The sequence below is a fragment of the Allolucifera butyrica genome (assembly GCF_900476375.1).
In the GTDB taxonomy this organism is placed as follows: Bacteria; Bacillota; Negativicutes; order Sporomusales; family UPPP01; genus Lucifera; species Lucifera butyrica.
On the sequence record NZ_UPPP01000094.1, the window covers coordinates 198,456 to 222,868 of the forward strand.

General features: G+C 45.4%; 24 protein-coding genes, 3 tRNA genes and 1 other annotated feature. Of the genes, 21 read left to right on the forward strand and 6 right to left on the reverse strand.

What is annotated here, in order from left to right; genetic code table 11:
• Window positions 1–25: 25 nt before the first annotated feature.
• Window positions 26–1,411, forward strand: a complete 1,386-nt coding sequence (locus LUCIF_RS19870) for a hypothetical protein (RefSeq protein ID WP_122629597.1) — start codon at window positions 26–28, stop codon at window positions 1,409–1,411.
• Between the two features lie 70 nt (window positions 1,412–1,481).
• On the opposite strand, the gene LUCIF_RS19875 is transcribed toward LUCIF_RS19870, so the two are convergent.
• Complete coding sequence (locus LUCIF_RS19875; protein WP_207858123.1) at window positions 1,482–2,624, reverse strand: acyltransferase; 1,143 nt, start codon at window positions 2,622–2,624, stop codon at window positions 1,482–1,484.
• A gap of 243 nt (window positions 2,625–2,867) precedes the next feature.
• On the opposite strand from LUCIF_RS19875, the gene dat reads away from it, so the two are divergent.
• Window positions 2,868–3,722, forward strand: coding sequence for a D-amino-acid transaminase (gene dat, locus LUCIF_RS19880; RefSeq protein ID WP_122629599.1), 855 nt, complete (start codon window positions 2,868–2,870; stop codon window positions 3,720–3,722).
• Between the two features lie 104 nt (window positions 3,723–3,826).
• Window positions 3,827–5,236, forward strand: coding sequence for an MFS transporter (locus LUCIF_RS19885; RefSeq protein ID WP_207858125.1), 1,410 nt, complete (start codon window positions 3,827–3,829; stop codon window positions 5,234–5,236).
• A 74-nt stretch (window positions 5,237–5,310) separates the two neighbouring features.
• Here LUCIF_RS19885 and LUCIF_RS19890 read toward each other — a convergent pair whose 3' ends face one another.
• Window positions 5,311–5,655: a hypothetical protein gene (locus tag LUCIF_RS19890; protein WP_122629600.1), complete on the reverse strand. Its 345-nt coding sequence runs from the start codon at window positions 5,653–5,655 to the stop codon at window positions 5,311–5,313.
• A gap of 171 nt (window positions 5,656–5,826) precedes the next feature.
• Between LUCIF_RS19890 and LUCIF_RS19895 the strand changes: the two genes are divergently transcribed.
• The gene (locus LUCIF_RS19895; RefSeq protein ID WP_122629601.1) at window positions 5,827–6,336 is read left to right on the forward strand and encodes a hypothetical protein; all 510 of its coding nucleotides are present in this window, start codon (window positions 5,827–5,829) and stop codon (window positions 6,334–6,336) included.
• Between the two features lie 240 nt (window positions 6,337–6,576).
• On the opposite strand, the gene LUCIF_RS19900 is transcribed toward LUCIF_RS19895, so the two are convergent.
• Window positions 6,577–7,305, reverse strand: coding sequence for an SIMPL domain-containing protein (locus LUCIF_RS19900; protein ID WP_165866082.1), 729 nt, complete (start codon window positions 7,303–7,305; stop codon window positions 6,577–6,579).
• Window positions 7,306–7,334: 29 nt separating this feature from the next.
• Window positions 7,335–8,057, reverse strand: coding sequence for a M48 family metallopeptidase (locus LUCIF_RS19905; RefSeq protein ID WP_165866083.1), 723 nt, complete (start codon window positions 8,055–8,057; stop codon window positions 7,335–7,337).
• 174 nt (window positions 8,058–8,231) lie between these two features.
• On the opposite strand from LUCIF_RS19905, the gene LUCIF_RS19910 reads away from it, so the two are divergent.
• A tRNA-Leu gene (locus LUCIF_RS19910) sits at window positions 8,232–8,318 on the forward strand.
• Between the two features lie 180 nt (window positions 8,319–8,498).
• Here LUCIF_RS19910 and LUCIF_RS19915 read toward each other — a convergent pair.
• The gene (locus LUCIF_RS19915; protein ID WP_122629604.1) at window positions 8,499–8,651 is read right to left on the reverse strand and encodes a DUF1540 domain-containing protein; all 153 of its coding nucleotides are present in this window, start codon (window positions 8,649–8,651) and stop codon (window positions 8,499–8,501) included.
• A gap of 141 nt (window positions 8,652–8,792) precedes the next feature.
• Here LUCIF_RS19915 and LUCIF_RS19920 point away from each other — a divergent pair, with 141 nt between their 5' ends.
• From LUCIF_RS19920 to LUCIF_RS19935, 4 genes are all read left to right on the forward strand, one after another.
• Entirely contained in the window at window positions 8,793–9,272 is a 480-nt protein-coding gene (locus tag LUCIF_RS19920; protein WP_122629605.1) for a hypothetical protein, read from the forward strand.
• 34 nt (window positions 9,273–9,306) lie between these two features.
• The gene (locus LUCIF_RS19925) at window positions 9,307–9,642 is read left to right on the forward strand and encodes a hypothetical protein (protein WP_122629606.1); all 336 of its coding nucleotides are present in this window, start codon (window positions 9,307–9,309) and stop codon (window positions 9,640–9,642) included.
• A 400-nt stretch (window positions 9,643–10,042) separates the two neighbouring features.
• Window positions 10,043–11,182, forward strand: coding sequence for a two-component system sensor histidine kinase NtrB (locus tag LUCIF_RS19930; protein WP_122629607.1), 1,140 nt, complete (start codon window positions 10,043–10,045; stop codon window positions 11,180–11,182).
• A 112-nt stretch (window positions 11,183–11,294) separates the two neighbouring features.
• Window positions 11,295–12,509, forward strand: coding sequence for a L,D-transpeptidase family protein (locus LUCIF_RS19935; protein WP_122629608.1), 1,215 nt, complete (start codon window positions 11,295–11,297; stop codon window positions 12,507–12,509).
• 24 nt (window positions 12,510–12,533) lie between these two features.
• Here the strand turns inward: LUCIF_RS19935 and LUCIF_RS26215 are convergent, their stop codons facing one another.
• A complete protein-coding gene (locus LUCIF_RS26215) occupies window positions 12,534–12,707 on the reverse strand; it encodes a hypothetical protein (protein WP_165866084.1) in 174 nt (57 codons plus the stop codon).
• Window positions 12,708–12,970: 263 nt separating this feature from the next.
• Between LUCIF_RS26215 and polA the strand changes: the two genes are divergently transcribed.
• The 12 genes from polA (at window position 12,971) to rpmI (ending at window position 24,391) form a co-directional block, all read left to right on the forward strand.
• The gene (gene polA / locus LUCIF_RS19940) at window positions 12,971–15,589 is read left to right on the forward strand and encodes a DNA polymerase I (RefSeq protein WP_122629609.1); all 2,619 of its coding nucleotides are present in this window, start codon (window positions 12,971–12,973) and stop codon (window positions 15,587–15,589) included.
• A 14-nt stretch (window positions 15,590–15,603) separates the two neighbouring features.
• Entirely contained in the window at window positions 15,604–16,428 is an 825-nt protein-coding gene (mutM, locus tag LUCIF_RS19945) for a bifunctional DNA-formamidopyrimidine glycosylase/DNA-(apurinic or apyrimidinic site) lyase (RefSeq protein WP_122629610.1), read from the forward strand.
• Window positions 16,429–16,440: 12 nt separating this feature from the next.
• Window positions 16,441–17,067 carry a dephospho-CoA kinase gene (gene coaE, locus LUCIF_RS19950; protein WP_207858127.1) on the forward strand — a complete coding sequence of 209 codons (627 nt, stop codon included), beginning with the start codon at window positions 16,441–16,443 and terminating at the stop codon, window positions 17,065–17,067.
• Between the two features lie 4 nt (window positions 17,068–17,071).
• On the forward strand, window positions 17,072–17,650 hold the full coding sequence (locus LUCIF_RS19955) for a lytic transglycosylase domain-containing protein (protein ID WP_243638764.1): 579 nt from the start codon (window positions 17,072–17,074) through the stop codon (window positions 17,648–17,650).
• 10 nt (window positions 17,651–17,660) lie between these two features.
• Entirely contained in the window at window positions 17,661–19,295 is a 1,635-nt protein-coding gene (locus tag LUCIF_RS19960; protein ID WP_122629611.1) for a peptide ABC transporter substrate-binding protein, read from the forward strand.
• 81 nt (window positions 19,296–19,376) lie between these two features.
• Window positions 19,377–19,462, forward strand: a tRNA-Leu gene (locus LUCIF_RS19965).
• A gap of 32 nt (window positions 19,463–19,494) precedes the next feature.
• Window positions 19,495–19,580, forward strand: a tRNA-Leu gene (locus LUCIF_RS19970).
• Between the two features lie 220 nt (window positions 19,581–19,800).
• Window positions 19,801–20,130, forward strand: coding sequence for a GRAM domain-containing protein (locus LUCIF_RS19975; protein WP_122629612.1), 330 nt, complete (start codon window positions 19,801–19,803; stop codon window positions 20,128–20,130).
• 162 nt (window positions 20,131–20,292) lie between these two features.
• Window positions 20,293–21,195 (forward strand): putative sporulation protein YtxC, encoded by a 903-nt coding sequence (ytxC, locus tag LUCIF_RS19980; protein ID WP_122629613.1) that lies wholly within the window; start codon window positions 20,293–20,295, stop codon window positions 21,193–21,195.
• A gap of 350 nt (window positions 21,196–21,545) precedes the next feature.
• Window positions 21,546–23,456, forward strand: coding sequence for a threonine--tRNA ligase (thrS, locus tag LUCIF_RS19985; protein ID WP_122629614.1), 1,911 nt, complete (start codon window positions 21,546–21,548; stop codon window positions 23,454–23,456).
• Window positions 23,457–23,506: 50 nt separating this feature from the next.
• Window positions 23,507–23,637: a sequence feature (ribosomal protein L20 leader region), on the forward strand.
• 23 nt (window positions 23,638–23,660) lie between these two features.
• Window positions 23,661–24,179 (forward strand): translation initiation factor IF-3, encoded by a 519-nt coding sequence (infC, locus tag LUCIF_RS19990; protein WP_122629615.1) that lies wholly within the window; start codon window positions 23,661–23,663, stop codon window positions 24,177–24,179.
• A 14-nt stretch (window positions 24,180–24,193) separates the two neighbouring features.
• Window positions 24,194–24,391 carry a 50S ribosomal protein L35 gene (rpmI, locus tag LUCIF_RS19995; RefSeq protein ID WP_122629616.1) on the forward strand — a complete coding sequence of 66 codons (198 nt, stop codon included), beginning with the start codon at window positions 24,194–24,196 and terminating at the stop codon, window positions 24,389–24,391.
• Window positions 24,392–24,413: the final 22 nt, after the last annotated feature.

Below are 24,413 nucleotides of genomic sequence, written 5' to 3' on the forward strand. Positions count from 1 at the left end.
ACTATTTACCGACCGGGAGGCGCTTATGTCACTCATTGTGCCGGTGTCCATAACGGGCATTCTTGTGATTATAATCGTATTGTATTGGTACCGTTCCCGCAATTTGGACAAGCGGCTCCGGCGGCTAAGTACAAAATTGTCTCATATTTTACGCCGGAAAAAGAACTGTAGCAAGACCCAGACTAAAGAGTTGCTGAAGCAATTGTTTGCTTTGCTGCAAGCCTACATGGACCGGCAAAATTCTGCGGGCGCCTATAAAACTGTTGATTTGCTTAAGCTGGCCTATGGCGAGGGTCTTATGCGGGATACAGAGCTCACCCGGTTGACTGCTCTGATTTTGCAGGCTCTGGACCGGAAGCAGTTTGATATTGCCGGTATGGTTATGGATGCGTACAGTCCGCTTTTGCGGACTGTACCGCTTGATTATGTACCACAGGTAACAGGACATTTAACATTGATTGCGGCTATATCACTGAAAGAGAGGCGTAATTTCCTGGCGTCCAAGGCACTGGACCATATTTATTTTATTTGGAGCCATGGTGAATGGTGCGAGAATGCCGGTGTTGTTCACTCCGCTTTACGGGCTTTCCGGATTATTGGCTATTTAATTTTACGGCGGCGGGATGAACCTTTTTTTCGCGATATCAGCAATCAATTTGTACAATGGAGCGGCAAAGGCTGTGCCCGCAGCATGCCGTCGGACCTGTTGCATATTTTGGTTGGCTGGATGCACCGTATCGTAAAAATAGATGATATGCGGCTATTCAATGTAATGGAAGATATGATAGCCCGATTAGTGGAACAGGGGCTGTTTGGCGAGGCGGCCATGTCTGCTTGGCTCAGGGAATGGCAAAATTTAGCGGGAGTTGCCTGTATGAATCCGGACAGTTCTATGGGAAGCCTGCTGACCACCCAGATTTTACGGTTTGGTGCCCCGGCTGAAGCGGGGATTCCGTGGGACCTCGCTGTAAGCAACGTGGGACAGACGGCTCGCCTGGCAATATCGCTGCATGGACTTAAGGATGCTTTTCCGGTATTTTATGTCTTACTCAATCGAGGCCGGATTCTATTTACAGACCAATTAAAGTTTTCCAGTCTGGAACACATGGGCCGTTCCCGGCAAAATGATTTGTATCTTATTACCCGCGAGTGCTTAACGGTTATTGAATTTGTTTCCCGCAGCAGCATGACCAGTTCCGCCGGCGATGTAATTGTGGAACTTTTTCATTATTGGCTGGCCTATCCACCGGCCGCCAGTCATGCCAAATCCATTAAAAAGTTTTGCCGGTTTTTGCTGGTGTATTGGTCGAAAGTTCGTCCGCGCCAGGCTAAAAAAGGAATGCCGGTCTATGACGAATTGTGCCGGCCGTCATTATTGTCCGAACAGGAACAGGAAAAACTGGGGATTTAAGAAAAACCGCTGGTGCGGTTTTTGGGAAATCGGCAATTGGAAAAAGATGGGGCACAGAAAAATCCGGGACTTATGTCTCGGATTTTAATTTTACCGGCTGGCGCCGGCCTATAAGCAGCAAGCTGAGCCATGGCAGATAGTTGCCGGCTTTTTTCAGCCAGATGCCGAAAGCCAGGCTGAAAACGACTGCAGTAAGATAGAAGATCATGGTGACTGTGTTGGTCATGATAAAGCCGTTATGGGTGAGAAAGGCGGACAGGTAATACATAACGAGCGGGTGTACCAGGTAAATAGGATAAGAGTATTCGCCGAGACTGTGCAGAACAGCGGTACAGACCGCCGGAAGAGGGGAGAGACTGAACAGCATATACCAGAACAGGGCGGCAGCCAGCGTATAAAGGACGCCGATGGGACTGAGCTGATGAGCGATGTTCACCGCCTCTTCCAGACTATAGTGATCAATGAACAACAAATAATAATAATGGGCCAGCATACCACAAAGGGCTATGAGAAAAAAGGCGAGGATCGGACGCTTGTACCGTATTACCAATATTTGAAAGCGATTGTATTCAAGAGCGCATACACCGCCGAAAAGAAAGATGAAAAGATAATGCAGGAATAAGTAACTTAAACGGTATTGAATCGCCAGATTGAGATAATAGTTGGTAAAGTTTGCTTCCAACCGATAACTGGAATAATAATTAAAGGCAACTTGACAGAAGAAAATAATACTTAGATAGCGTACCGGGTGGTTTAAAATGATTCGTATCATTTGACGCCAAAGCGGCATTAGTAAATAGAACCAAAGCAGGATAACCAAAAAGTACAATTGGTACGAAGCTAAGCCGAATAACAGATATTCACCGGTCGCGGCAAGGGACCAGACTGTGGGATCTCCACTTACCCAGGCGGCATGGAGCATATATATATAAGACCAGACAACGTAAGGAATGAGGACTGTTTTAAACCGGCGCCGTAGAAAATCGGCATAATTGAAACCGGAATATAGGTTTTGCTTAAAAAATAGACCAAAGGCCGACACAAAGAAAAAAACAGGAACACTAAAACGGCTGGCAATCTCCAGCAGCGCAAATAAATGAATATTGATTGCCGGATTGCTTAAAGAATAGGCGCCGGTATGGATGCCGATTACCCCGAGCATGGCAATACCCCGGATATATTCGATTGCTGTAATACGTTGCTTGGCCATCATAGACTCCGGACGGACCATTCTTTTTTGGTGTCGCTTTGTTTGGCAAGGATGCTTTTCTGTTGCATTTTTTTTAGAGTCTCCCTTGTAATGTGGATTGGCAAAAGGGGAAAAGTTCCTGTTAGTGTAGAAAGATATATTTCTCGCTTTCCTGTTTTTTTCCTGCCCGTAATCTACCGGCAGGAATGAGAGAATCGCGGCTGGAATATACATTGAATAAATCTTTTATTATTAGGGGGTTTTTTCATGCGTCCTCTTGGACTGGTGGATGGCAGACTGGTTGATTTGACTGAAAATGTTGTTCCTATGGAAGACCGGGGGCACCAATTTGGTGATGGAGTTTATGAAGTCACTAAAATATACAATGGACAATGTTTTGCATTACCCTATCACATGGAGCGTTTGTATCGTTCCTTACGGGAGCTAAAGATCCCCGTAACCTACACCTATGAGGAACTGGCCGGATTTCATGCTGTTCTGTTGCAGGAAAGCGGTATTAAAGAAGGGGCGGTGTATCTGCAAATTACCCGTGGTGTCGCGCCAAGGACCCACAGTTTTCCGGCAACGACGGTGCCCAGGCTGACCATGTCGGTGCGGCCGGCCGATACGGCGAACCGGCAGATGTGGCAGGACGGTGTCAAAGTAATCTGTCTGCCCGATGAACGTTGGCTGCGTTGTGATATTAAATCGTTGAATCTTCTTGGCAATATTTTGGGTAAACAACGGGCCAAAGAAACCAACTGTTTTGAAGGCGTTTTGGTGCGCGACGGCATGATCACCGAAGGGACAAGCAGCAATTTTTTCCTGGTAAGGGATGGTGTACTCTGGACTCATCCGGCTACCAATTTAATTCTGAAAGGAGTTACGCGAACTTTGCTATTGGAGAAGGTTGCGCCGGATCTGGGTTTGCCGGTTATTGAAAAGCCGTTTACCGTGGAATTTGCGCAGGGGGCGGACGAAGCGTTCCTGTCCGGAACAACTACAGAGGTTATGCCGGTCGTAAAGATTGACGGCAAAGCCGTCAATGACGGTACGGTTGGACCAATTACCCGGCAGCTTCAAGCAGCGTATAAGAACTTAATTGAACGGGAATGTTTTTAAAGAAAGTACTATATTGGAACTAAAGATGGGCAATTCAAACTGCCCATCTTTTCTTACATCAGACAGGAGATTTTCCTTTGCTGTCGTATTTAGGAGGAAGAAAAGTGGAACAAGCACAGCAGCTACCGCATCACCGCTGGCTAATTTTCGGCGTAACCGCTACCGGAACCTTCATGGCCACATTGGATGCCAGTATCGTAAATGTGACTTTGCCGATTATTTCCGGGAGTCTTAAAGCCAATCTACCCTTGGTTCAATGGGTTGTATCGGCCTATTTACTCACGATTTCCAGTTTGTTGCCGCTATTTGGCCGGGCTGGCGATATGTTTGGCCGGAAAAAGATATATACATTGGGGTTTCTCATTTTTACAGGCAGTTCAGCCTTCTGCGGCACGTCCTCCACAATCTGGATGTTGATTGGTTCCCGGGTAATTCAGGCAATTGGAGCTTCCATGCTTATGGCCAATGCACCGGCCATTGTCAGTACGACCTTTCCCGGCAAGGAAAGGGGCCGCGCTTTGGGAATGATCGGGACAGTAGTAGCCTTGGGCAGTATGGTTGGCCCCGGTTTGGGCGGACTTATGGTAGGGGCCTGGGGCTGGCAATCCATTTTTTATTTGAATCTGCCCATCGGTCTTTTGGGTTATACATTGGGGCAGATTTTTTTGCCTGTTGAAGGAACGCGTCAGGGAGAAACCTTTGATTTTACCGGTGCCGCTTTGTTTGCTACCGGTATGGTGAGTCTGTTGTTCCTATTGAGCCATGGGCAGGAATGGGGGTGGCAGTCCCCTTTAATTGGTATTGGCAGTGTTTTGACTGTCATCATGCTAACGTTGTTTATTTACCATGAAAGAAGAACGGCACACCCAATGATTGATTTGTCACTATTCGGTTATTGGCCCTTTTTGGCCGGTAATTTGTCAGGACTCTTGTCTTTTATGGCAATGTTTTCGAATGCGATGCTGTTGCCGTTTTATTTACACACAATTTTGGCATTAAATCCCAGCCGAATTGGATTACTAATGACCATGTTTCCGATTGTAATGGCAGTGGTTGCTCCATTAAGCGGCTATGCATCTGAAAAAATAAATCCGATGCTTTTGACAACTGCAGGGATGGGGGTTATGGCCATAGGATTAGTCTATCTGGCCAATTTAGGTTCTTTCGCCGCCATGTGGCAGGTTGCACTGGGCCAGGCCATCCTGGGAGCGGGTAATGGGCTCTTTCAATCGCCCAATAATAACAGTGTATTAAGTTCCGTTCATCCGGCGAAACTGGGACTGGCCAGCGGTATTAGCGCATTGGTGCGAAATGTAGGAATGGTAAGCGGTATTGCTGTAGCCATCTCTGTTTTTGAATTTCGCCGCCATGCCGTTTTACAGGGAGGCATTGGGTCTGAAGCCAGTGCCTTTTTAGCGGCTTATCAGGCAGCACTCTTGGTTGGTGCAGGTTTTGCCGCCATTGCCGCCTTGATTTCCCTGAACCGGAAAGGCTATATGAGTCATCGCCCCTGATTTATTGAAATCATAGCTAAAAAAATGAATACCCCGCTATTAAAATAATATGCGGGGTAATTTGGCAGAGATATTTATAATTGGATGCCAATAAAGCCGTTTGACTGAAATGGCGTATTTGCCGTTAATTGAGGCGGTAAAATATCAAAGTGCTTGAAAAATTTCTTGGCGCCAATATAAGCTCCTTTCGCCGCATAACGAACGGGAAATGAATTGAGTTGGCGTTCGTTAACCGGAAGTACTCCCAGAGCCTTTTGTTCACTGTCGTAGCCCAACATGCAAAAGGTATGATTGGCCAATAGTTCGCTTGCTTTTTTGTTGAAAACAATACGGCCATTGGGAGTGATTTCAACTGTTGGGGCGCCTGATTTTAGCGTCCGGGCTTTTTTGGGTTCAAACAAAGCAAAGGAAAAATCCATAAGTAACACTCCTTGCAAATTTATTTTACTAAAAGTATGCTCAAAATGGAAAAACTATAAACATGATTTTTCCAATAAATCATTTATTTATAGAAAAAAATTAATTTTTGTATTGTTCCTATTCAATTGATTTTTTAAACCTTAACAAAGCTATGAAGAGGAGGAACTCTAATGCAAGGGATTGATAGCCAAAAGTTGACTAGATTATCTCTACTGGCGGCACTGGCTTTATTGTTTCAATCATTGCGTTTTATATTGCCGATTCCCGTGTTTTTCTCCACATTTTTAATCGGCAGCCTGGTAAACGCGGTGCTTTTAGTTAGTGTGTATTTTCTGGGGATATGGGAAACGGTGCTGATTGCGTGCATAACGCCGCTAGTGGCTTATTTTCAGCAGCTTTTGCCGTTGCCGGTATTTATCATTCCCATAGCAATCGGAAATACACTATATGCGGGAATGTTTCATTTACTAAAGCGGCAGTGGCTTGGTACCGGAATTGCTGCTATAGTTAAAACTCTGTTCCTATGGGAAAGTTTCCGGTGGCTTATGTCGTTGGTTGCTATTCCACCAAAAATGGCAGCGGGAATTCTGTTTATCATGAGCTGGCCGCAGCTTGTAACAGGGATTCTGGGCGGGATGCTGGCAATTTTGTTGATTCAGCGGTTAAAATTGAGCCTGTAAATAAGAAAGACCCGCTGCGCGTTCTTTCGGCTCAGGGCGCAGAGGCGCAAAGCGCGGAAAAACCGTCTAAAATTATTTGTTTTTAAAACTTAAACTTTCAATAGTTTAAAAAGAAAGACTTCAGAAAAATAGTTGTGTTTTTCTGAAGTCTTTCTTTTTATTTAAGAGGCTACAAATTCTTCAAATTAAGCATTGGGGGTTCCGCGCCCTGAGCCCTGCGCCATGAGCCGAATTTGCTTACTATTCGATTTCATAAACGACCGTGACAGAAGCGTTGATTTGTAATTCTCCCGGCATGACCGGCGTTGCCGGAGCAGCCGCCAGTGATTTAAACATCAAGGAATCACCGGGATTTTGCAGCGAGATATTGTCTTCTGTTACCGCTATCGGTTTGCCTAAATGAGTACCAAGGGCGGAGGAAATGGCGCTTGCTTTTTGACTGGCATCACGAATTGCGGCTTTAAGAGCTTGCTGCTTCAAATCCGCTTCTTCTTTTTTGCTGAACCGGATATTGGTAACTTGGTTGGCACCGGCCGATAAAGCGCTGTCGATTAATTTGCCAATAGAGGTCATATCATCCACTTTGACCTGAATCGCATTGGTTGCTTTATAGCCGATAATGGCGGGAGCGCCGTCAGTTTTACCGGCATCGTTGTTATAAACCGGCGATACCATATACTGAGTGGTACGAATATTATTTTTATCAATATTCAGGAACATAACTTTGTCCTGGACAGCGGCAGTGATCCGGGCGTTTTCCGCCGCGGCGGCATTGGCTGAACTACCATTGGTAATGACGGCAATGGTAATAAAAGCCTCGTCCGGGACGGTTTCCAGATGGCTGCTGCCTTGGACGGTAAGGGTTCTTACGGGGGAGGTGTTATTTATTGCCGCGCTTTGCGCGTGAACCAGAGCGGAGGCAGACAGTAACAGGATCAGAATGAGAATCAATACGCTAAGACGTTTCATAAGGGATGTTCTTCCTTTCCGTAGTAAATTTAGAGTATCCGGGTCAACAAAGTTCCATTGTGGCGCAGCCATTCACGGCATCGCTTAAAATTCGGAGCAAAGTGATACACTAGCTGCCAAAATTGCCGGGAATGATTGGGCACTTGTAAATGGCATAATTCATGGATGACTAAATAGTCGATTACTTCCATGGGGGCCATGATAATACGCCAGTTATAATTGATTGTCCCCAGGGACGAACAACTGCCCCAACGGGTTTTCTGGTCTTTGAGACAAATCGATTTTGGCGATACGCCAAGTTTTTGAGACCAGTAACCGGTTTTTTCCTGCAGTAATGCGGCTGAGGATTGAAGATACCACTTTTTTAGTACTTTTTCCAGCCTAACTGTTTCATACTCTTGATTTGAAAGGGTAACGACCAGGTTGTTTCCGGTGAGATTGACACTGCTTTTGCCGGTAATGTGCGGAGAAACTGTCAGGATACGCGGTATTCCCAGATAAAGAAGCGCAGAACCGGGAGTCAGTGACTGGTTAACCGGATTGGCAGTCAGTTTTTCCATATAGGTAATTTGTTTATAAATCCATTGAGACTTCGTTTGCAGTATTTGCTTGACATAAAGATCGGATATTTTGCCCGGTGCGGTAATAGACAGTTGATTGGGCGAGATTACTTTGATTTGAATCGTTTTTCGCTTGCGGTTATAAATCAGGGAATATGTTATTTCCCGGTTAGCAATACATATTTTTGGCATAGAGCAATCCTTTTCCATTGGTGTATTATAAATAAATTGGCCTTAATCACCCTAAATTCCTGCCTGGTAAAAAAGACAAAAATATTATTTTACTTAGTTGATTTTGAGGCTTGACAATGTTTTATGTTAATGGTAAGATACTTATTGTCCGGTACGGACGAAAACCTAATATGTGCCGAAGTGGCGGAATTGGCAGACGCACCTGACTCAAAATCAGACGGTCGCAAGGCCGTGCCGGTTCGAGTCCGGCCTTCGGCACCAAGAGAGTAAAGAGACTTGTAAATAGCGCAAGTCTCTGTTTTTTTTGTTCTTAATAACAGGATGGCTTAATTAGGAGTTCAGGAAAATACATGAAAAATGACAGGGCCTAGGATGATAAAGGCCCTGTCATTTTTATTAAGATTTCCGGCTATAGTTCCGAAGAGGCATTCGCAAATTTTCTTACGATTTTGCTTTGAAAGTATGGCAACTTGTGCCATCAGACGTTTTTACTTGCAGATCGCCGCTGGAACGGACTTCGATACCGTCCGCATGGCACTCGTGGTTATTATTATAGTGACATTCTTCACACAGACATTTTACTACTTTTGACATTAGATCACCTCCCAGACTTATTTTGCCGCAAAGAAGGAAGAACTATAACCAGATAAAAAATGAAATTGAGACACCGGACTGTTATTGGTAAAGGAAAAACAGCAATAATATAGAAATGCTTGATAGGGAGGGATGCCGGCAATGATTATGAAATTGGGGCAATATCGTCTGAACTCCAGGATTGAAGAGTATTCCCAGGATGAATTAGGCTTATTTGGCCGGGAATCCTATGCATTAATGGCTACATACGGCATCAAACGGCAGTATAAAAAAGAAGAATTCTTTTGGATTACCGATAATCTGCTCTGTGGGATGAAATGTTCTGAATCCTTTGTTGCCGCCATTGACGGCACAATCTATAAAATTTGCTTTCGCCATAATACGGTTGTCCGGTCGGAGTGCCAGGAATATCGTGATGCAGTAGTGAAATTTGTCATTGAGCAAATGGGAGGAAATTATGAATTGACTAAGTTGAACGACGGCCGTATCCGGTGTATGTGGCAATGTCCTTCGGCAACAGGGATAGTAACGCTGGAGGCGGAAGATTATGCCACGATGCTGGCGCTAACCTCCGGTTTGCTTCAATCGGTTCCCAAACGGCGTTTTTTCGGCATTTTTTAAGGTTGCTTTAAAATTTGGAAAGGGAGACAAAAAAATGAGTCGCATCTGGCTTGAATTATTTGTAATTATGATGGTTGGCAGTATTTTTAAAGAAGGGTTTCTTAACATAATGTTCTGGGTTTTAATTGACCTTGTTGTTTTGGCGGCTTGTTATTGGCGGCTAAAGCGGTATCCTTATATTGATATGAAAAAAAGCATGTTGTTTTTAGGTGGGATTACCGCTGTAAATATTTTAATTGATCTTGGAGTGTTAAGCAGCATGCTGGGAAATATTCTGTTTCTTGCCCTGCTGCTCTGGATGATAGTTGGCGGCAGTGACAGGGGAGGGGGCCCGCGACGTTCAAATTTGCGCCATAAGTGGCATAAATAAGGGCATTCTACTACCAGCACTTTCAATAAATAATCAATCCGGATTATTATTATCAGAAATATGGCGGCGAAGGATAGATTAAAATAAATGTAAATATATGGTAATTAAGTATGATATTGTAAATAAATAGTTACTATTTAGGGATTTTAACATCAGGCCTTTGTCTTTTGAACACCGGATGCTAAGTATTATGTCGAATGTGAGATGGATATAAAAGCTTGTTCCAACAGGTATTACACTTGATTTGACTGACATTTCGACATAGTCGTATCCGGTGCATAAACATTATGTCGTATTTTTACGAAAAGTTATTGGGCTACTTTGGCAGGAAATACAAATATTTACAAGAAAATAGTCATCACCTTAATTTGGAATCTTGTAGTAAAAGGGGTGGCGAATTATGTATTCCGCCGAAGTATGTGATAATAAAGTGATGTATCTGGCTAGGGAAGATGATTATAGGGAGTTTTTTGAAACAACCAAAATTGGTATTATGTATTTAGACCATTCTATGCATATAAAGAATTTAAACCGGGAAGCGGAAAAAATCTGTGGCATAGACCGGACCCAGGTGATCGGCAAAAAAGCCAAGGCAGTGTTTCAAAATTACGGCGAACCATTTCTTAAGATGTTTTCCATTTCAGAATATGATGATTTTTATTCGGCTAACATTAAATTTAAATTGAAAGAGCAGATGGTTTATATTCATGTTGATACGCTGCGGCTGCCCAATTCTTTCGGCAATACCGGCGGTGTTCTCATTGTCATGCAGGATGTGTCGGCGGTCCGGGCCGCTATAAAACAGATTCAAACCACGAAAATGCTAATGTCCCTTGGTGAACTGGCTGCGGGGGTCGCCCATCATGTACGGACTCCTTTGACAACGATCAGCGGGTATTTACAGGTGATGCTGGGCCGGCTGGAGGATGATGAATACACGGTGCGGCGCGATGTACTGGAGACGTTATTGGATGAAGTCTCCTACATTAATAATGTTGTTAAAGAATTGATTTTATTTGCTAAACCGCCGATTGCCAAGGAAACTGGGGTTAATATTAACAAAGTCCTGGAAGAAGCATTGTTTTTAACTTTTAAGGAGCTTGACGGCGATAATATTATTATTGAGAAACAACTAGCCTCCAACCTGCCGCTAATCAATGCGGACAGGAATTTGATGAAGCAGGTTATGATGAATATTATGCAGAACGCCATCGAAGCCATGCCGGGAGAGGGTACTTTGAGTATAAAATCATGGCTTCATGCCGATCTGAACATGTTAGTTATCGCGATCCGGGATACCGGTTCCGGTGTTGCCCCGGAAATACTGGCACGGATTTTTGAACCTTTCTATACGACCAAACTGGACCGGATGGGGATTGGGTTACCGATTGCCCACCGAATTGTAGCCGAGCACGGCGGGTTTATTAATATCAGTTCCGATGATAATCGCGGTACAAAGGTACATATTTATTTACCGGCTACAGACGACCGGGTTCGTCACCTGACCTTGGTACATCAACAAATCCTCAATCTTCAATAACTGGTTTAATCCGCCTGCCAAGAGCCGGCGGATTTTTGTCATACATGCTAAATGCCCTTCATACTATTGCTTTAAACGGTATATTTCAAACTTTGGCGAAGAAGGGATACGCATGCTAAAAAAAACGGTGTTTTTTCTTGCTTTATTGTTGCCTGTGCTAGCCGCGCCTGTATTGGCAGGCCCCAAGGTATTGACTGTGACGAATCCCAGGTTGGTTATTAATTTGCCGAGCCGGACTCTGGACGTGTATTCCGGGAATTCACTGGTAAAGGAATACCCGGTTGCTGTCGGCAAGCCTTCGTCGCCTACGCCGTTGGGCGATTTTTCCATTCTCAGCAAAGAAGTAAACCCGTGGTGGTATCCGCCCTGGGGCGGGAATTCGATACCGTCCGGACCGGATAATCCTTTAGGGTACCGCTGGATGAGCTTTTTGCCGCTGTATGGCATTCATGGCACGAATGCTCCATGGGAGATCGGCATGACGGCTTCGCATGGCTGTGTCCGGATGAAGGAAGAAGACGCGGAAGAATTATTCGCCGTAGTAAACTGCGGTACACCGGTAAAGGTAACCTATGACCGGATCAAATTATGCAAAGAAGAGAATGGGACTGTTTCTTTGGGTATTTATCCGGATATTTATGGTCGCGGCGACATTTCCCTGGCTGATTTGAAAGAAGTGTTAGCTGAATCCGGTTATAATAATTTGGTAGACGATAAATTTCTTCTTAACCTCATTAAAACGCAGCCGGATAAACAGACCGTTCTTGGACAGTTCGCTGGTCTTAAAATCAATGGTAAGCTACAGACGGAGCGGGTACTGGTGCAAAACGGTATAATATACGTTCCGGTATGGACGGTGGCGGGGGCTCTGTCCACATCGATTCAGTGGGATCAATCAACTTCCCGTGTTTGCAGCAAGGGCCGGGTGGTTCCCGCGATGATTAAGGGGGATATCATTTACGTGACCTTGGCTGACAGCAAACTTTTGTTTGGAGGGGAGCAGATTTGGCAGGAAGAAGACCACGCTTTATCAATTTACCGGCTGGCAGTATTCTTAAATGGCAAAGTAATCGAACCTGATGTTCAGGTTATCGACGGCATCTTAGCAGTGCAGGTTTTGCCGTTAGCCAATGCTTTAGAACAGAACGTTGTCTGGAATCAAGGGGAACGGTTTCTGCGCGGGACGGAGGGAAATAAAATTCCCATTGATCTTTTGAACGGTGAACCATATATAAAAATTACCCGGATTAATGAGGCGTTCAATACCTTTGTATATTGGAATGAACCGATGCGGCGCATCGAACTGACATATCCCGCCGGGGCGTAGGAAAGACCGCTGACGCGGTCTTTCTTACGAATAGTCGACTCCTTTTTGCAAATCGTCCGCGGCTATGGTTTCCACACCGACTTCATATTTCATTTCGGCCGGCGCGGTGCGACTCTCTTCTCTTAACAATGATTCCAGACCAATGGTCGATTTGCCGTCAATATTCTTGCCGTTCCAAAAATGGTAAATTTTCTGCATTTTTTAACCTCCTCGCCATCTGAATCATGATTTAAGTTTAGTATGTCCGATTTAGATTTAACATACATAACCGATTCCGGATATGATAAAATAAGAAAGGTATTTTTGGCTTGTTTAGCCAATATAGTAAAGAGCTAGTGGTCTGTAAACCCTCTAGCTTTAGAGTTTACAGACCACTAATATAACAGGGGATCTTGTTCCCCTGTTATACTTTGCAATTTACTTTGTCTTAATTTGGTTCATTTGAATAAAGGGGTGTAGATATGTCCCGTACATTTGTGATTATTGACGGCAGCAGCCTTGTTCACCGGGCCTTTTATGCTTTGCCCGTTTTAACTACGACAAGCGGACGGTATACCAATGCCGTATATGGTTTTACTACCATGTTGATGAAACTTTTGGATGATATTAAGCCGGATGCAGTGGCCATAGCATTTGACAAGGGCCGGACCACATTCCGGACGGAATTATATGCGGATTACAAGGCTCACCGGAAGGCTACGCCTGCTGAATTGTCCGAACAATTTCCCCTGGTACAGGAAGTGGTACAGGCATTTGGTATTACCGTGCTGGAAAAAGAAGGGTTTGAAGGGGATGATATTATCGGCACCCTGGCGCAAAAGGCTGCCGGCTGGGGTTATGAGGCTTTGATTGTTACCGGGGACAGGGATGCGTTGCAGCTTATAGACGCAAAGGTTAAGGTTATGCTGACCAAAAAGGGAATATCGGAAATGGATGTTATGGATTGCAAGGCGGTTCAGGCAAAATACGGAGTTACTCCCAAACAAATCATCGACTTGAAAGGATTAATGGGAGACGCGTCCGACAATATCCCCGGTGTTCCAGGCATTGGTGAAAAGACTGCCGGTAAGCTGATTGCCCAATTTGGTTCGATTGAAAATCTGATTAATCATATTGAACAGGTTGCAGGTAAAAAGTTGCAGGAAAACTTGTATAATCATACGGAACTGGCCATTTTATCCAAGAAACTGGCCACAATTGACTGTGCGATGGAACTTGACTTTTTACCGGAAACTTTTTGTTATAACCCCGATGGAACCCGCTTGCGGGAGTTATTTACCCGCCTGGAATTCAAAGGGTTACTGATGCGAGTTAATGCATTATTGCCGCAGGGGGATTGCGAGGCGGACAAGCCCGGAATTTGTTTGCCGCCGATGACTGTATTAACGGCAGAGGAAGCGGTTGACGGTGCGGTGAGTGAAATCATCCGGACGGGAAGTGTTGAGCTGTATCCCGTCGTTACAGGCCGGATTCCTGAGCTTCAACTGGCGGGAATTGTGTGCTGGCTGTCTGCGGGACCGGTTTATGCAGCTGCGAACGTCCCAGGCTGGGAAAAAATCGTCTCCCTTTTAGCGGATTCGGCAACAAAGAAAGTGACTCACGATGTTAAAAGCTTATATAATTATGGCTGGAGCAAGGGCATTAAAATTAATAATGTAGTTTTTGATACCATGCTGGCAGCGTATCTTTTAGAGCCAACGGCGGCGGAATACCAGTTTGACAGGCTCATGGACAAATATTTGCAGAAACAGCTGACGTGGCCGGCGGTAACGGATCCTGCCGAGTATGGGGCTGCGGCAATTTTCGCCATCCATGAATTATATCCCCCATTGGGTGAATGTCTTTCCCAAAGTGAACTGGACACGCTATATTTTCAAGTGGAATTACCGCTGGCAGGTGTACTTGCCGCGGTGGAGAGTACGGGGATTAAAGTGGATGCGGCTCATCTTAAGGCGATGTCGGGGGAATTTGCGGCAAAAATTGAAGAACTGCTGCAAGCAATCTACATTCACGCCGGTGAACAATTTAACGTTAATTCTACCAAACAATTGGGACAGATTTTATTTGATAAAATAAAATTAAAGGCAGTGAAGAAAACTAAAACCGGGTATTCCACCGATGCGGAAGTGCTGGAGAAATTAGCCGGGCAACATCCGATTATTGATAAACTATTGGAATATCGTTTGTTAATGAAACTCAAGTCTACTTATCTTGACGGGCTCAGCGCATTAATTCATCCGGTTACCGGTCGGATCCATACGACATTTAATCAAACCGTAACGGCTACGGGGCGGTTAAGCAGTTCGGATCCTAACTTGCAGAACATACCGATCCGGACGGAGATGGGGCGGCGTATCCGGGAATTGTTTGTGCCCGGTGACGGATGGGACTATCTGGTAGCCGCCGATTATTCCCAAATTGAATTGCGGATTTTGGCTCATATTTCGCAAGACCGGAATTTGACGGAGGCCTTTCTGCACAATCAGGACATACATACCCGGACGGCTGCCGAAGTCTTCGGCGTACCTATGGAAATGGTAACCGGCGAAATGCGTTCACGGGCTAAGGCGGTTAATTTTGGCATTGTTTATGGCATCAGTGATTACGGCCTGTCAAGGGATATCGGCGTTAGCCGTAAAGAGGCCGGCGAATACATTCAGAGTTACTTTGCAAAATACCAGGGCGTGAAAAATTATATTGATACGGTAGTGAGGGAAGCCCGCCATCAGGGCTATGTCACAACCTTGTTTGGGCGGCGGCGCAATCTGCCGGATATTAACAGCAGTAATTTCAATCAGCGTTCCTTTGCCGAGAGAACGGCTATGAACACGCCGATTCAGGGAACGGCAGCGGATATTATAAAAAAGGCTATGCTGGATGTGGCGCAAACGTTGGCGGCGCAAAAACTGCGCAGCCGGATTCTGCTGCAGGTACACGACGAACTGGTTCTTGAGGTTGCAGCGGAAGAATTAGCGCTAGTGAGTGAACTTGTCAAAACAGCTATGGAGCAAACGGTACAGTTGACGGTTCCTTTGCTTGTTGATGTTAAAGTTGGACGAAACTGGGCGGAAGCGAAATAAAGGGAGGAGTTACAGTGCCGGAATTACCGGAAGTGGAAACGATCCGCCGCACATTAAGTAAAAAAGTACAGGGAAAGACAATTCGGTGCGTGGAGATTTTATTGCCGCGTTTGATAAAGTGGCCGTCGGCGCCGGAATTTCAGGCCGTAGTTACGCATAAGACGGTTAAGAACTTAGCGCGGCGGGGAAAATATTTATTGTTTTACCTGTCTGAGGGGCAAGTGATGGTTGTTCATTTACGCATGACCGGGCGGCTATATTACCGGACACCGGATATGGCCCGTGACCGGTTTACGCACTTGGTATTTACCTTCGAAAATGGGGATGAGCTTTTGTATGCCGATACCCGTACTTTGGGAACACTTTATGTTATGCCGGAAGGAGAATTATGGCGAATTTCCGGTTTGTCGCAAATGGGGCCGGAACCGCTTTCGGCTGAATTTACTCTCAGTTATTTACAGACCATTTTGGCGAAAAGAAAAGGCAAAATAAAATCCCTGCTGTTGAATCAGAATCTGATTGGCGGCTTGGGAAATATTTATGTGGACGAAAGTCTTGCTTTAGCCGGAATTCATCCGGAACGGGCCGCCAATAGCCTGACGGATGAGGAGACCAAAAATCTGTTTCAGGCAATTAACCAGGTAATTCAAGCGGGAATTGACCATGGCGGTACAACATTCCGGGATTATCGCAATGGTGAAGGAAAAAGCGGCGACCACCAGCGCCATTTGCGGGTATACGGGCGAAAAAACCAGTTGTGCGCGATCTGTGGCAGTAAAATTGAACGTACGGAAGTGGGCGGACGGGGAACGCATTATTGTCCCCATTGCCAGCACTAAGGGAGTTGGCGAATGATGTTTGTTATCGGCTTGACAGGTGGTATTTCCAGCGGAAAAAGTACGGTGGAAGGTATTTTGTCGAAACTGGGAGCATATATAATTGATACCGATAGAATTGCCCGCGAGGTCGTTCAGCCGCAAAAAACGGCCTGGCGGGAAATTGTCCAATGTTTCGGCGAACGGGTTTTAGCATTGGATGGCACAATCGACCGCAAGGCGCTGGGAGAAATTGTTTTTAAAGACAGCAATTTTCGGCAGCGCCTGGAAGAGATCACACATCCCCGCATTCTGGAATGTGTCCGGCAAGAAATGGCGGAAGCGGAACAAAAAGGAATTCGTATTCTTGTTCTGGATGTCCCTTTACTGATTGAAGCCGGTTGGCGGCATATGGCCGATGAAGTTTGGGTTGTATATGTGGATTCCGCTACGCAGCGGTCCCGTCTAATGAAGCGGGACGGGATACCTTGCGAGCAGGCCCAACAGCGCATTCGAGCCCAAATGAATTTAGAAGATAAAGTTCGTCACGGTGATGTTGTGATTGATAATAGCGGCAATTTGGCACAAACCACGGAACAAGTGGTCACGGCTTGGCGCCGTATTAATAATAATTTGCTGATAATTAATTCAGAAGATAAATGATGGAGTGATCACATTGCGTAGCACGGCCTGGATGAAAATCCTGGTAGTCGGCTTGACCCTGGCAGTGGCAGGCAGCTATTTTGTTTATAACAGTGATTGGTTTCAAAAAAAGTACGTTTATCCCTTTCCCTACCAAGATATGGTTTTTCGCTACGCCTTGAAAAATGAGGTTGATCCCTTTTTAGTGGCCAGTATTATCCGGACAGAGAGCAAGTTTATTCCCCAGGCCCGTTCCCGGAAAGGAGCTATGGGACTGATGCAGTTAATGCCGGATACGGCAGCTTGGATTGCCCAGAGGATGGATGAGCCGAATTTTGATCCTAAGCAATTACAAGATCCTGAGGTAAACATTCGCTTGGGAACGTGGTATTTATCTTCTTTAATCAAGGAATTTCAAGGTAACGAAGTGTTGTCTTTAGCTGCTTATAATGGCGGCAGGGGAAACGTCAGACAGTGGATGCGCCAGAATGGCTGGGAAATGTCGTTTCAGGATGCCCGGCAACTTCCCTTTCCCGAAACCCGGGAATATGTGCGGAAAGTGCTGCGGGACAGAGCGCGCTACCGCAGTTTATACGGCAGATAGGAGGAAATGGATGACCTTCGGAAAGATTGTGATACATTGGGTTTTGATTGTTTTGTTATTTGTTGTAGCCGGTTGCGGTCAGAAAAATGTTTTGCCGCCGTCAGCGAAAAAAACGGTTTCTACCGGTGGCAGACTGGTTTACGGCAGCCTGCAGGAACCGAACACATTAAATCCGTTATTGTCGGATCTCCTGGCTACCGCCGAAGTCGGCAGCCTTATTTTTAGTGGTTTGGTGACAATGAATGATAAGGGCGAATGGATCGGTGACCTGGCCACACAAGTGCCTTCCGTGCAAAATGGCGGAGTCAGTCGGGACGGGCTTACCGTTACTTATAAGCTGCGTAAGGGAGTCACCTGGCATGACGGGGCGCCTTTTACGGCAGATGACGTTGTATTTACGTGGAAGCTGATTATGAATCCCAAAGTCAATGTTGTTTCCCGTGACGGGTATGATAAGCTCGCTTCCATTACCACTCCCGCCCCCCATACGGTAGTGCTGCATTTTAAAGAATATTACGCGCCCTATTTGACTTTGTTTCCGACCATATTACCCCGCCATATCTTGGAGAATGTTGATAATCCGAACAAAGCTGATTTCAACCGTGCGCCTGTAGGAACAGGACCTTTTAAGTTTAAAGAATGGCGTATGGCAGAAGCAATTGTATTAGATGCCAATCCGGCCTATTTTCGCGGAAAGCCGGTATTGGATGGAATTGACTTCCGGATTTTGCCGGATACTAATATTTTACTGACTCAGCTTAAGGCGGGAGAACTGGATATAGTATCGGACATAAACAGGGATCAATTGGACCAGATAAAAGCAATTGAGGGGATTCGAACTGTGATTACCCCCAATATGGTCTGGGAGCACCTGGATTTTAATTTGGACCGTCCTCTGTTCCGGGATGTTCAGGTCCGGAAAGCAATTGCTATGGCGATTGATGTTCCGGCTATTATCAATACAATCTTAAAAAATGCCGCCAGCCAGGCAACCGGCGACCAGTCGCCGCTGTCCTGGGCGTATAATCCTGCTGTGAAACCGCTGGTTAGGAATAGTAACGGCGCCAGGAATTTATTGCTTCAAGATGGCTGGCAACCGGAAAATGACGGTATTTTTGCTAAAAATGGCAGGCGACTGTCTTTTTCTCTAGTTACTACCAAGGGTAACAAATTGCGGGAACTGGTCGGACAAGCCATTGTCCAGCAGTTAAAAGAGGCAGGCGTTGAAGCAGAATTGCGTCCGGTTGACCCAGCTGTGTTTTTTAATGACCTGCTGAAAAGACGTCGGTTTGATGTTGCTATGTATGCATGGGCTTCAGGCGTTGACCCGGACGATTTAAGTCTTTGGCATTCAGGGAAAATTCCCGGCGCCGGCAATGGCTATGAGGGGCAAAATTATCCGGGATGGCGCAACGCCGAGATTGACCGGTTAACAGAACTGGGGCGTAGTGCCGTTGATTTGGAGACTAGAAGACAAACCTACTTCCGGATTCAAGAGTTAATCCGTGAGGAGTGTCCGGTTGTTCCACTTTATTTTCATGCTAATGTCGCTGCGGTTAAGAATACGGTGGCGAATTACAAGCCGGCTCCAACTCCGGGCGGGAGCCTGTGGAATGCCTGGCAATGGGGATGGAACGCAAAATAATAAGAATTTGAATAAAATTTTCTTGACGGTAACCTTGTGTTATGGTAAGATAATTTTGTTGCTGATGAAGCGGTAAATTATGCGGTCGTGGCGGAACGGCAGACGCGCTAGCCTCAGGAGCTAGTGGGGGCAACCTCGTGGTGGTTCAAATCCACTCGACCGCACCAGTTTTATTTGTAACAAGACATCCTCGTTTTATGCGGTTGTGGCGGAACTGGCAGACGCACCATCTTGAGGGGGTGGCGGTGAACAGCCGTGTGGGTTCAAATCCCACCAACCGCACCAAGGTAATATATTACGTAAATCTCGTAGGCGATGCTTACGGGTTTTTTTATAAGATTTAGAGAATGCCTTATCAATGTTGCTCCGTTACCTCTCCACTTATAACAAAACGATTCTTCTGACGGGGTGAGGCATGTTGCAGAGACGGCTTTCGCGTCCTGAGCCTTGCGCCAGGAGCCGAAAGACTGCGCCGGCGGTTTTCCTATAGGGGGAGCGATAAGAAATGTATAGTTTTTCAATGGAAGAGAATGAGCGGATTTTAAAAAAGGGAATGGCCAGCCTGGAGTGTGAAGAATCCACTTTTAACGGAGCATTATATTTAACTACCGACCGCCTTGTTTTTGTCGGTTATATGCTGAATTTATCCCGTAAATACATACTCAGCCTCTCACTGGTGCATATTAGAGAATTGAAAGCGGCCAAAACCTTTTTTATCCTTCCCAATGTGTTAATTGTTACCAGTATTCGGCATGAGGATAAATTTAAGTTTATAATGGGGCAAAGAGACGAATGGCTTCAGGACATCACACGGCAGATGGATAGAATACAGTGAATGGAAAGGGTTGTCTAACAAGTGTTAAACACTTGTTAGACAACCCTTTCTTTGATTATTGGATTTCTAATTACCAATTTCCAACTTCCTATTACCAGATTGTTGTTTTGTATGCAAACAAGTTTTGACACATATAATATAACGAAGAAAGGAGTGAGGGTGGTGAAATTACTCACCGTTGGGGTAATCGGCGCAACCGACGAACTAAAAGAGAAACTCCAGCAGGATTGTTATACATTGGCGCAAGATGGTTTTCGCGTAGGCATTGACGAGATAAATAAAGGAAACTACACCTTTTTAGGCTGCAATATCAATGAAGGGGAAATGTCATTTCGCAATTATGAACGGATAAAAGGGTTAATCAAGAATTATGCGGCTAAAATGCTGGCGGAACTGATTGTCCGGCAAGAAGAAAAAAATCTTGTCCGCAAGGCAATTGAACGGAACTATTATTATTTCAGCGAAGAGGAGAAAAATGTAATTTATGGTAATGCAATCAGTCTGTTGAACAATGGGGGGAACGAGACCGACGAATTTAATTTTCTCTCCCGCTGCAGTATGATTGAGGCAAAAATTAGTGAATACCTGGATACCCACCATGAATTAGTAGTCGAGGGGTTCATTAATTTTCGTCTGAAAGACTATCGCGAAAAACTTTCCAAAGTGGTTGATACCGCGGTGGATGATTTTATGATGGACGCCGAATATAAAGAGTTTATCCGGGTTCTTCGCTACTTTGTCGATGTTCAGGAACCGCTTATAGAGGAGGTTCATGTTGTTATTATCGACGGTAATAGTTTTAAAATACTGGATGCCCAGGGAAAGGCCATCCAAAATCAGTATTTGGACTCGATGCTGGTTGCTCAGACTACGGAGGAAATTAATTATGAAGATTCAGTGATCAGCGCCTTGATCACTATTGCTCCCTATACGATTATGGTGCATGGCAATAATTTGGCCAAAGCGCAGGAGGTTGTGGAGACTATTAAAAATGTATTTGACGGACGCGTTGTTGTATGTGGCGGCTGTGACCTTTGCCAGGAAAATAAACTATTTGACAATTAGTCAGGAAAGTAGATATAATAAAAACAATTTAATACTGAAAAAGTAAAGCGGAAAACAAGACAGTCCTGTTAGGTGTTTAGAGAGAAAATGTTATAGGCTGCAAGCATTTTTACACAAACCAGGGATTGTTACCATTTCCAAACTGCCATGCTGAACGGTTTAGTAAGCGGCGCCGGGAGAACATTTCCCGTTATCAAGTCAAAGATGGGCTTCGGCCAATCAGGGTGGAACCGCGGGTAATTATTCTCGTCCCTATTTAGGGACGAGTTTTTTATTTTTGATTATCCACATCTTTTTAAGCAGGCTCGATGCAAAAAGGAAACTTTGCCAATGAATGAGGAGGATGCAGAATGGAAAAATTGCAGATTACACTAAAAGACGGGGCGATACGTGAGGTCGAGCGGGGAACGACGCTGCTTGATTTTGCAGGGTCGATCAGCCGTGGCTTGGCTAAGAATGCTTTGGCCGCCAGACTTGACGGCAAAACAGTAGATTTAAAGCAACCGCTGCTGACCGATGGCAGCGTTGAATTTGTTACTTTCGAACAGGCTGAAGGACGGGATGCTTTACGTCACAGCGCTTCCCATATTTTAGCGCAGGCAGTAAAACGCTTGTACGACGATGTTAAGCTGGGAATCGGTCCTTCCATTGCCAATGGATTTTATTATGATTTTGATACCAGCCATACCTTTACGCCGGAAGACTTAGAGAAGATTCAAGCGGAAATGGAGAAAATTGTTAAGGAAGATTTACCGATTGAGCGGCTGGAAGTCAGCCGGGAAGAAGCCCTGCAGCAATTTGCCGCGCAGGGAGAAGTCTATAAACTGGAATTGATCCGGGATCTGCCGGAAGACGTGACCATTTCTTTATATAAACAAGGTGAGTTTGTCGATTTGTGTGCCGGTCCTCATGTTCCGTCCACGGGAAAAGTAAAGGCCATTAAATTGCAAAGTCTGGCCGGCGCTTACTGGCGTGGTGATGAAAAACGCAAGATGCTGCAGCGAATCTATGGTACGACTTTTGAAAAAAAGGCCGATTTGGACGCTTATCTGCACATGCTGGAAGAAGCGGCGAAAAGGGATCATCGTAAATTGGGCCGGGAACTGGATCTGTTTAGTATTCAGGAGGAAGGTCCCGGATTTCCCTTTTTTCATCCGAAAGGAATGGTCATCCGCAATGAACTGGAAAATTTCTGGCGTAAATTGCATGTTAAATATGGTTATCAGGAAATTAAAACACCGATTATTTTGCATCAGCGCTTATGGCAGCAATCCGGTCACTGGGACCATTACCGGGAAAATATGTACTTTACCAATATCGACGGGGAAGGTTATGCCGTTAAACCGATGAATTGTCCCGGTGGCATCCTTGTATACCGGGCGTCGCATCATAGTTACCGGGATTTGCCGCTGAGAACCTGTGAACTGGGACTTGTTCACAGGCATGAAGTTTCCGGCGCTCTGCACGGGCTCATGCGGGTTCGTAGTTTTACCCAGGATGATGCTCATATCTTTATGCTGCCGTCCCAAATTAAAACGGAAATTAAAGGCGTTATTGATTTATTCAATACGGTATACAGCGTATTCGGGTTGTCCTATCACGCAGAATTGAGCACCAAGCCGGAAAAGGCCATGGGTTCCGACGAGGTTTGGGAAACAGCGACAACTGCTCTCCGGGAAGCGCTTGAAGATTATGGAATGCCTTATAAAGTCAATGAGGGTGATGGGGCATTCTACGGACCTAAAATTGATTTTCATTTGCAGGATTCCATTGGTCGTACCTGGCAGTGCGGCACTATACAACTGGATATGTTAATGCCGGAAAAGTTTGATTTAACGTACGTCGGGGAAGACGGACAGCGCCATCGTCCGGTCATGATTCATCGTGTGGCCTATGGCAGTATGGAACGTTTTATCGGTATTCTCATCGAGCATTATGCCGGAGCCTTTCCGGTTTGGCTGGCACCGGTACAAGTCAAGATTCTGCCAATTACGGAACGGCATGCCGCTTATGCCCGGGACGTAGCTAAGATACTGAAAGATAAAGAAATCCGGGTGGAAGTAGACGAACGGAATGAAAAAATCGGTTATAAGATCCGGGAGGCGCAAATAGATAAGGTGCCGTACATGTTGGTTGTGGGGGACAAGGAAGTGGAAAATCGCAACGTGTCTGTACGAAAACGGGGTCAGGGTGATGTTGGCGCAATGACGGTTGATGAATTTGCCGCCGGCCTTCTGCAGCAAATCGCCGATAAATCTTAAATTAATGGCTTGACACGGCTGTCTCTAGATGCTAATATAATTAAGTAATTAAATGTAAGCAGAAGCCATCCGCTTCTCACCTTACGACGCTCCGGCTGTCAGTAGGGTTGCTAACTTAAACGCAAGAGTAGAAATATGCGTTCATGCGGGTGGTATAGACCATCCGTTTTTTATTTATAGGATTATTTTAGGAGGTGAGCGGCAATTAGCAAAGAAACATTAAAGCTTAACGAGGAAATCCGGGCAAGAGAGGTTCGGGTGGTTAGCAGTACGAATGAACAATTAGGTATTATGTTGACGAGAGATGCACTGCGGCTGGCGACTGAACAACAGATGGATTTAGTTGAAGTGGCACCGACAGCCAAACCACCGGTATGCCGTATTATGGACTTTGGTAAGTTTAAATACGAGCAGCAAAAGCGAGACAAAGAAGCCAAGAAGAAACAGCGGATTGTGACGGTTAAGGAAGTAAAACTGCGTCCTAACATTGAGGATCATGATTATAACGTCAAGCTGAAAAACGCCCAGCGCTTTTTAGCTGACGGCGACAAAGTGAAGGCTACGATTATGTTTAGGGGCCGGGAACTTTCGCATCCTGAGCTGGGTAAGCAAATTCTGGTCAGAATGGCAGCCGAACTGAAAGAAATAGCCAATGTTGAGCGGGAACCGAAACTTGAAGGAAAAAATATGATTATGATTTTAGCCGCTAAGATACACAATTAGAAGGGGGAAGAATAATGCCTAAAATCAAGACTCGTAGAAGCGCCGCCAAGCGTTTTCATGTAACCGGTACCGGTGAGTTTAAACGCGCCAAGGCTTTTAAAAGCCACATTCTGGAGAAAAAGTCGCCAGCCCGGAAACGCAACCTGCGTAAAGCCGGCCTGGTTAGTAAAGCCGACCACGATCGCGTAGCGAAGATGCTTCCTTACGCCTAAGTATACATATGAATTAAGGGGG

Bases quoted from the DNA above. Each gene is read 5' to 3' on its own strand.
- LUCIF_RS19905 (WP_165866083.1), bottom strand. From the start codon at position 8,057: ATGCCAAAAATATGTATTGCTAACCGGGAAATAACATATTCCCTGATT.
- LUCIF_RS19960 (WP_122629611.1), top strand. From the start codon at position 17,661: ATGACCTTCGGAAAGATTGTGATACATTGGGTTTTGATTGTTTTGTTA.
- rpmI (WP_122629616.1), top strand. From the start codon at position 24,194: ATGCCTAAAATCAAGACTCGTAGAAGCGCCGCCAAGCGTTTTCATGTA.
- LUCIF_RS19935 (WP_122629608.1), top strand. From the start codon at position 11,295: ATGCTAAAAAAAACGGTGTTTTTTCTTGCTTTATTGTTGCCTGTGCTA.
- LUCIF_RS26215 (WP_165866084.1), bottom strand. From the start codon at position 12,707: ATGCAGAAAATTTACCATTTTTGGAACGGCAAGAATATTGACGGCAAA.
- thrS (WP_122629614.1), top strand. From the start codon at position 21,546: ATGGAAAAATTGCAGATTACACTAAAAGACGGGGCGATACGTGAGGTC.
- LUCIF_RS19975 (WP_122629612.1), top strand. From the start codon at position 19,801: ATGTATAGTTTTTCAATGGAAGAGAATGAGCGGATTTTAAAAAAGGGA.
- LUCIF_RS19915 (WP_122629604.1), bottom strand. From the start codon at position 8,651: ATGTCAAAAGTAGTAAAATGTCTGTGTGAAGAATGTCACTATAATAAT.
- LUCIF_RS19870 (WP_122629597.1), top strand. From the start codon at position 26: ATGTCACTCATTGTGCCGGTGTCCATAACGGGCATTCTTGTGATTATA.
- LUCIF_RS19900 (WP_165866082.1), bottom strand. From the start codon at position 7,305: ATGAAACGTCTTAGCGTATTGATTCTCATTCTGATCCTGTTACTGTCT.
- LUCIF_RS19925 (WP_122629606.1), top strand. From the start codon at position 9,307: ATGAGTCGCATCTGGCTTGAATTATTTGTAATTATGATGGTTGGCAGT.
- dat (WP_122629599.1), top strand. From the start codon at position 2,868: ATGCGTCCTCTTGGACTGGTGGATGGCAGACTGGTTGATTTGACTGAA.
- LUCIF_RS19890 (WP_122629600.1), bottom strand. From the start codon at position 5,655: ATGGATTTTTCCTTTGCTTTGTTTGAACCCAAAAAAGCCCGGACGCTA.
- LUCIF_RS19895 (WP_122629601.1), top strand. From the start codon at position 5,827: ATGCAAGGGATTGATAGCCAAAAGTTGACTAGATTATCTCTACTGGCG.
- LUCIF_RS19875 (WP_207858123.1), bottom strand. From the start codon at position 2,624: ATGATGGCCAAGCAACGTATTACAGCAATCGAATATATCCGGGGTATT.
- coaE (WP_207858127.1), top strand. From the start codon at position 16,441: ATGATGTTTGTTATCGGCTTGACAGGTGGTATTTCCAGCGGAAAAAGT.
- LUCIF_RS19930 (WP_122629607.1), top strand. From the start codon at position 10,043: ATGTATTCCGCCGAAGTATGTGATAATAAAGTGATGTATCTGGCTAGG.
- polA (WP_122629609.1), top strand. From the start codon at position 12,971: ATGTCCCGTACATTTGTGATTATTGACGGCAGCAGCCTTGTTCACCGG.
- LUCIF_RS19920 (WP_122629605.1), top strand. From the start codon at position 8,793: ATGATTATGAAATTGGGGCAATATCGTCTGAACTCCAGGATTGAAGAG.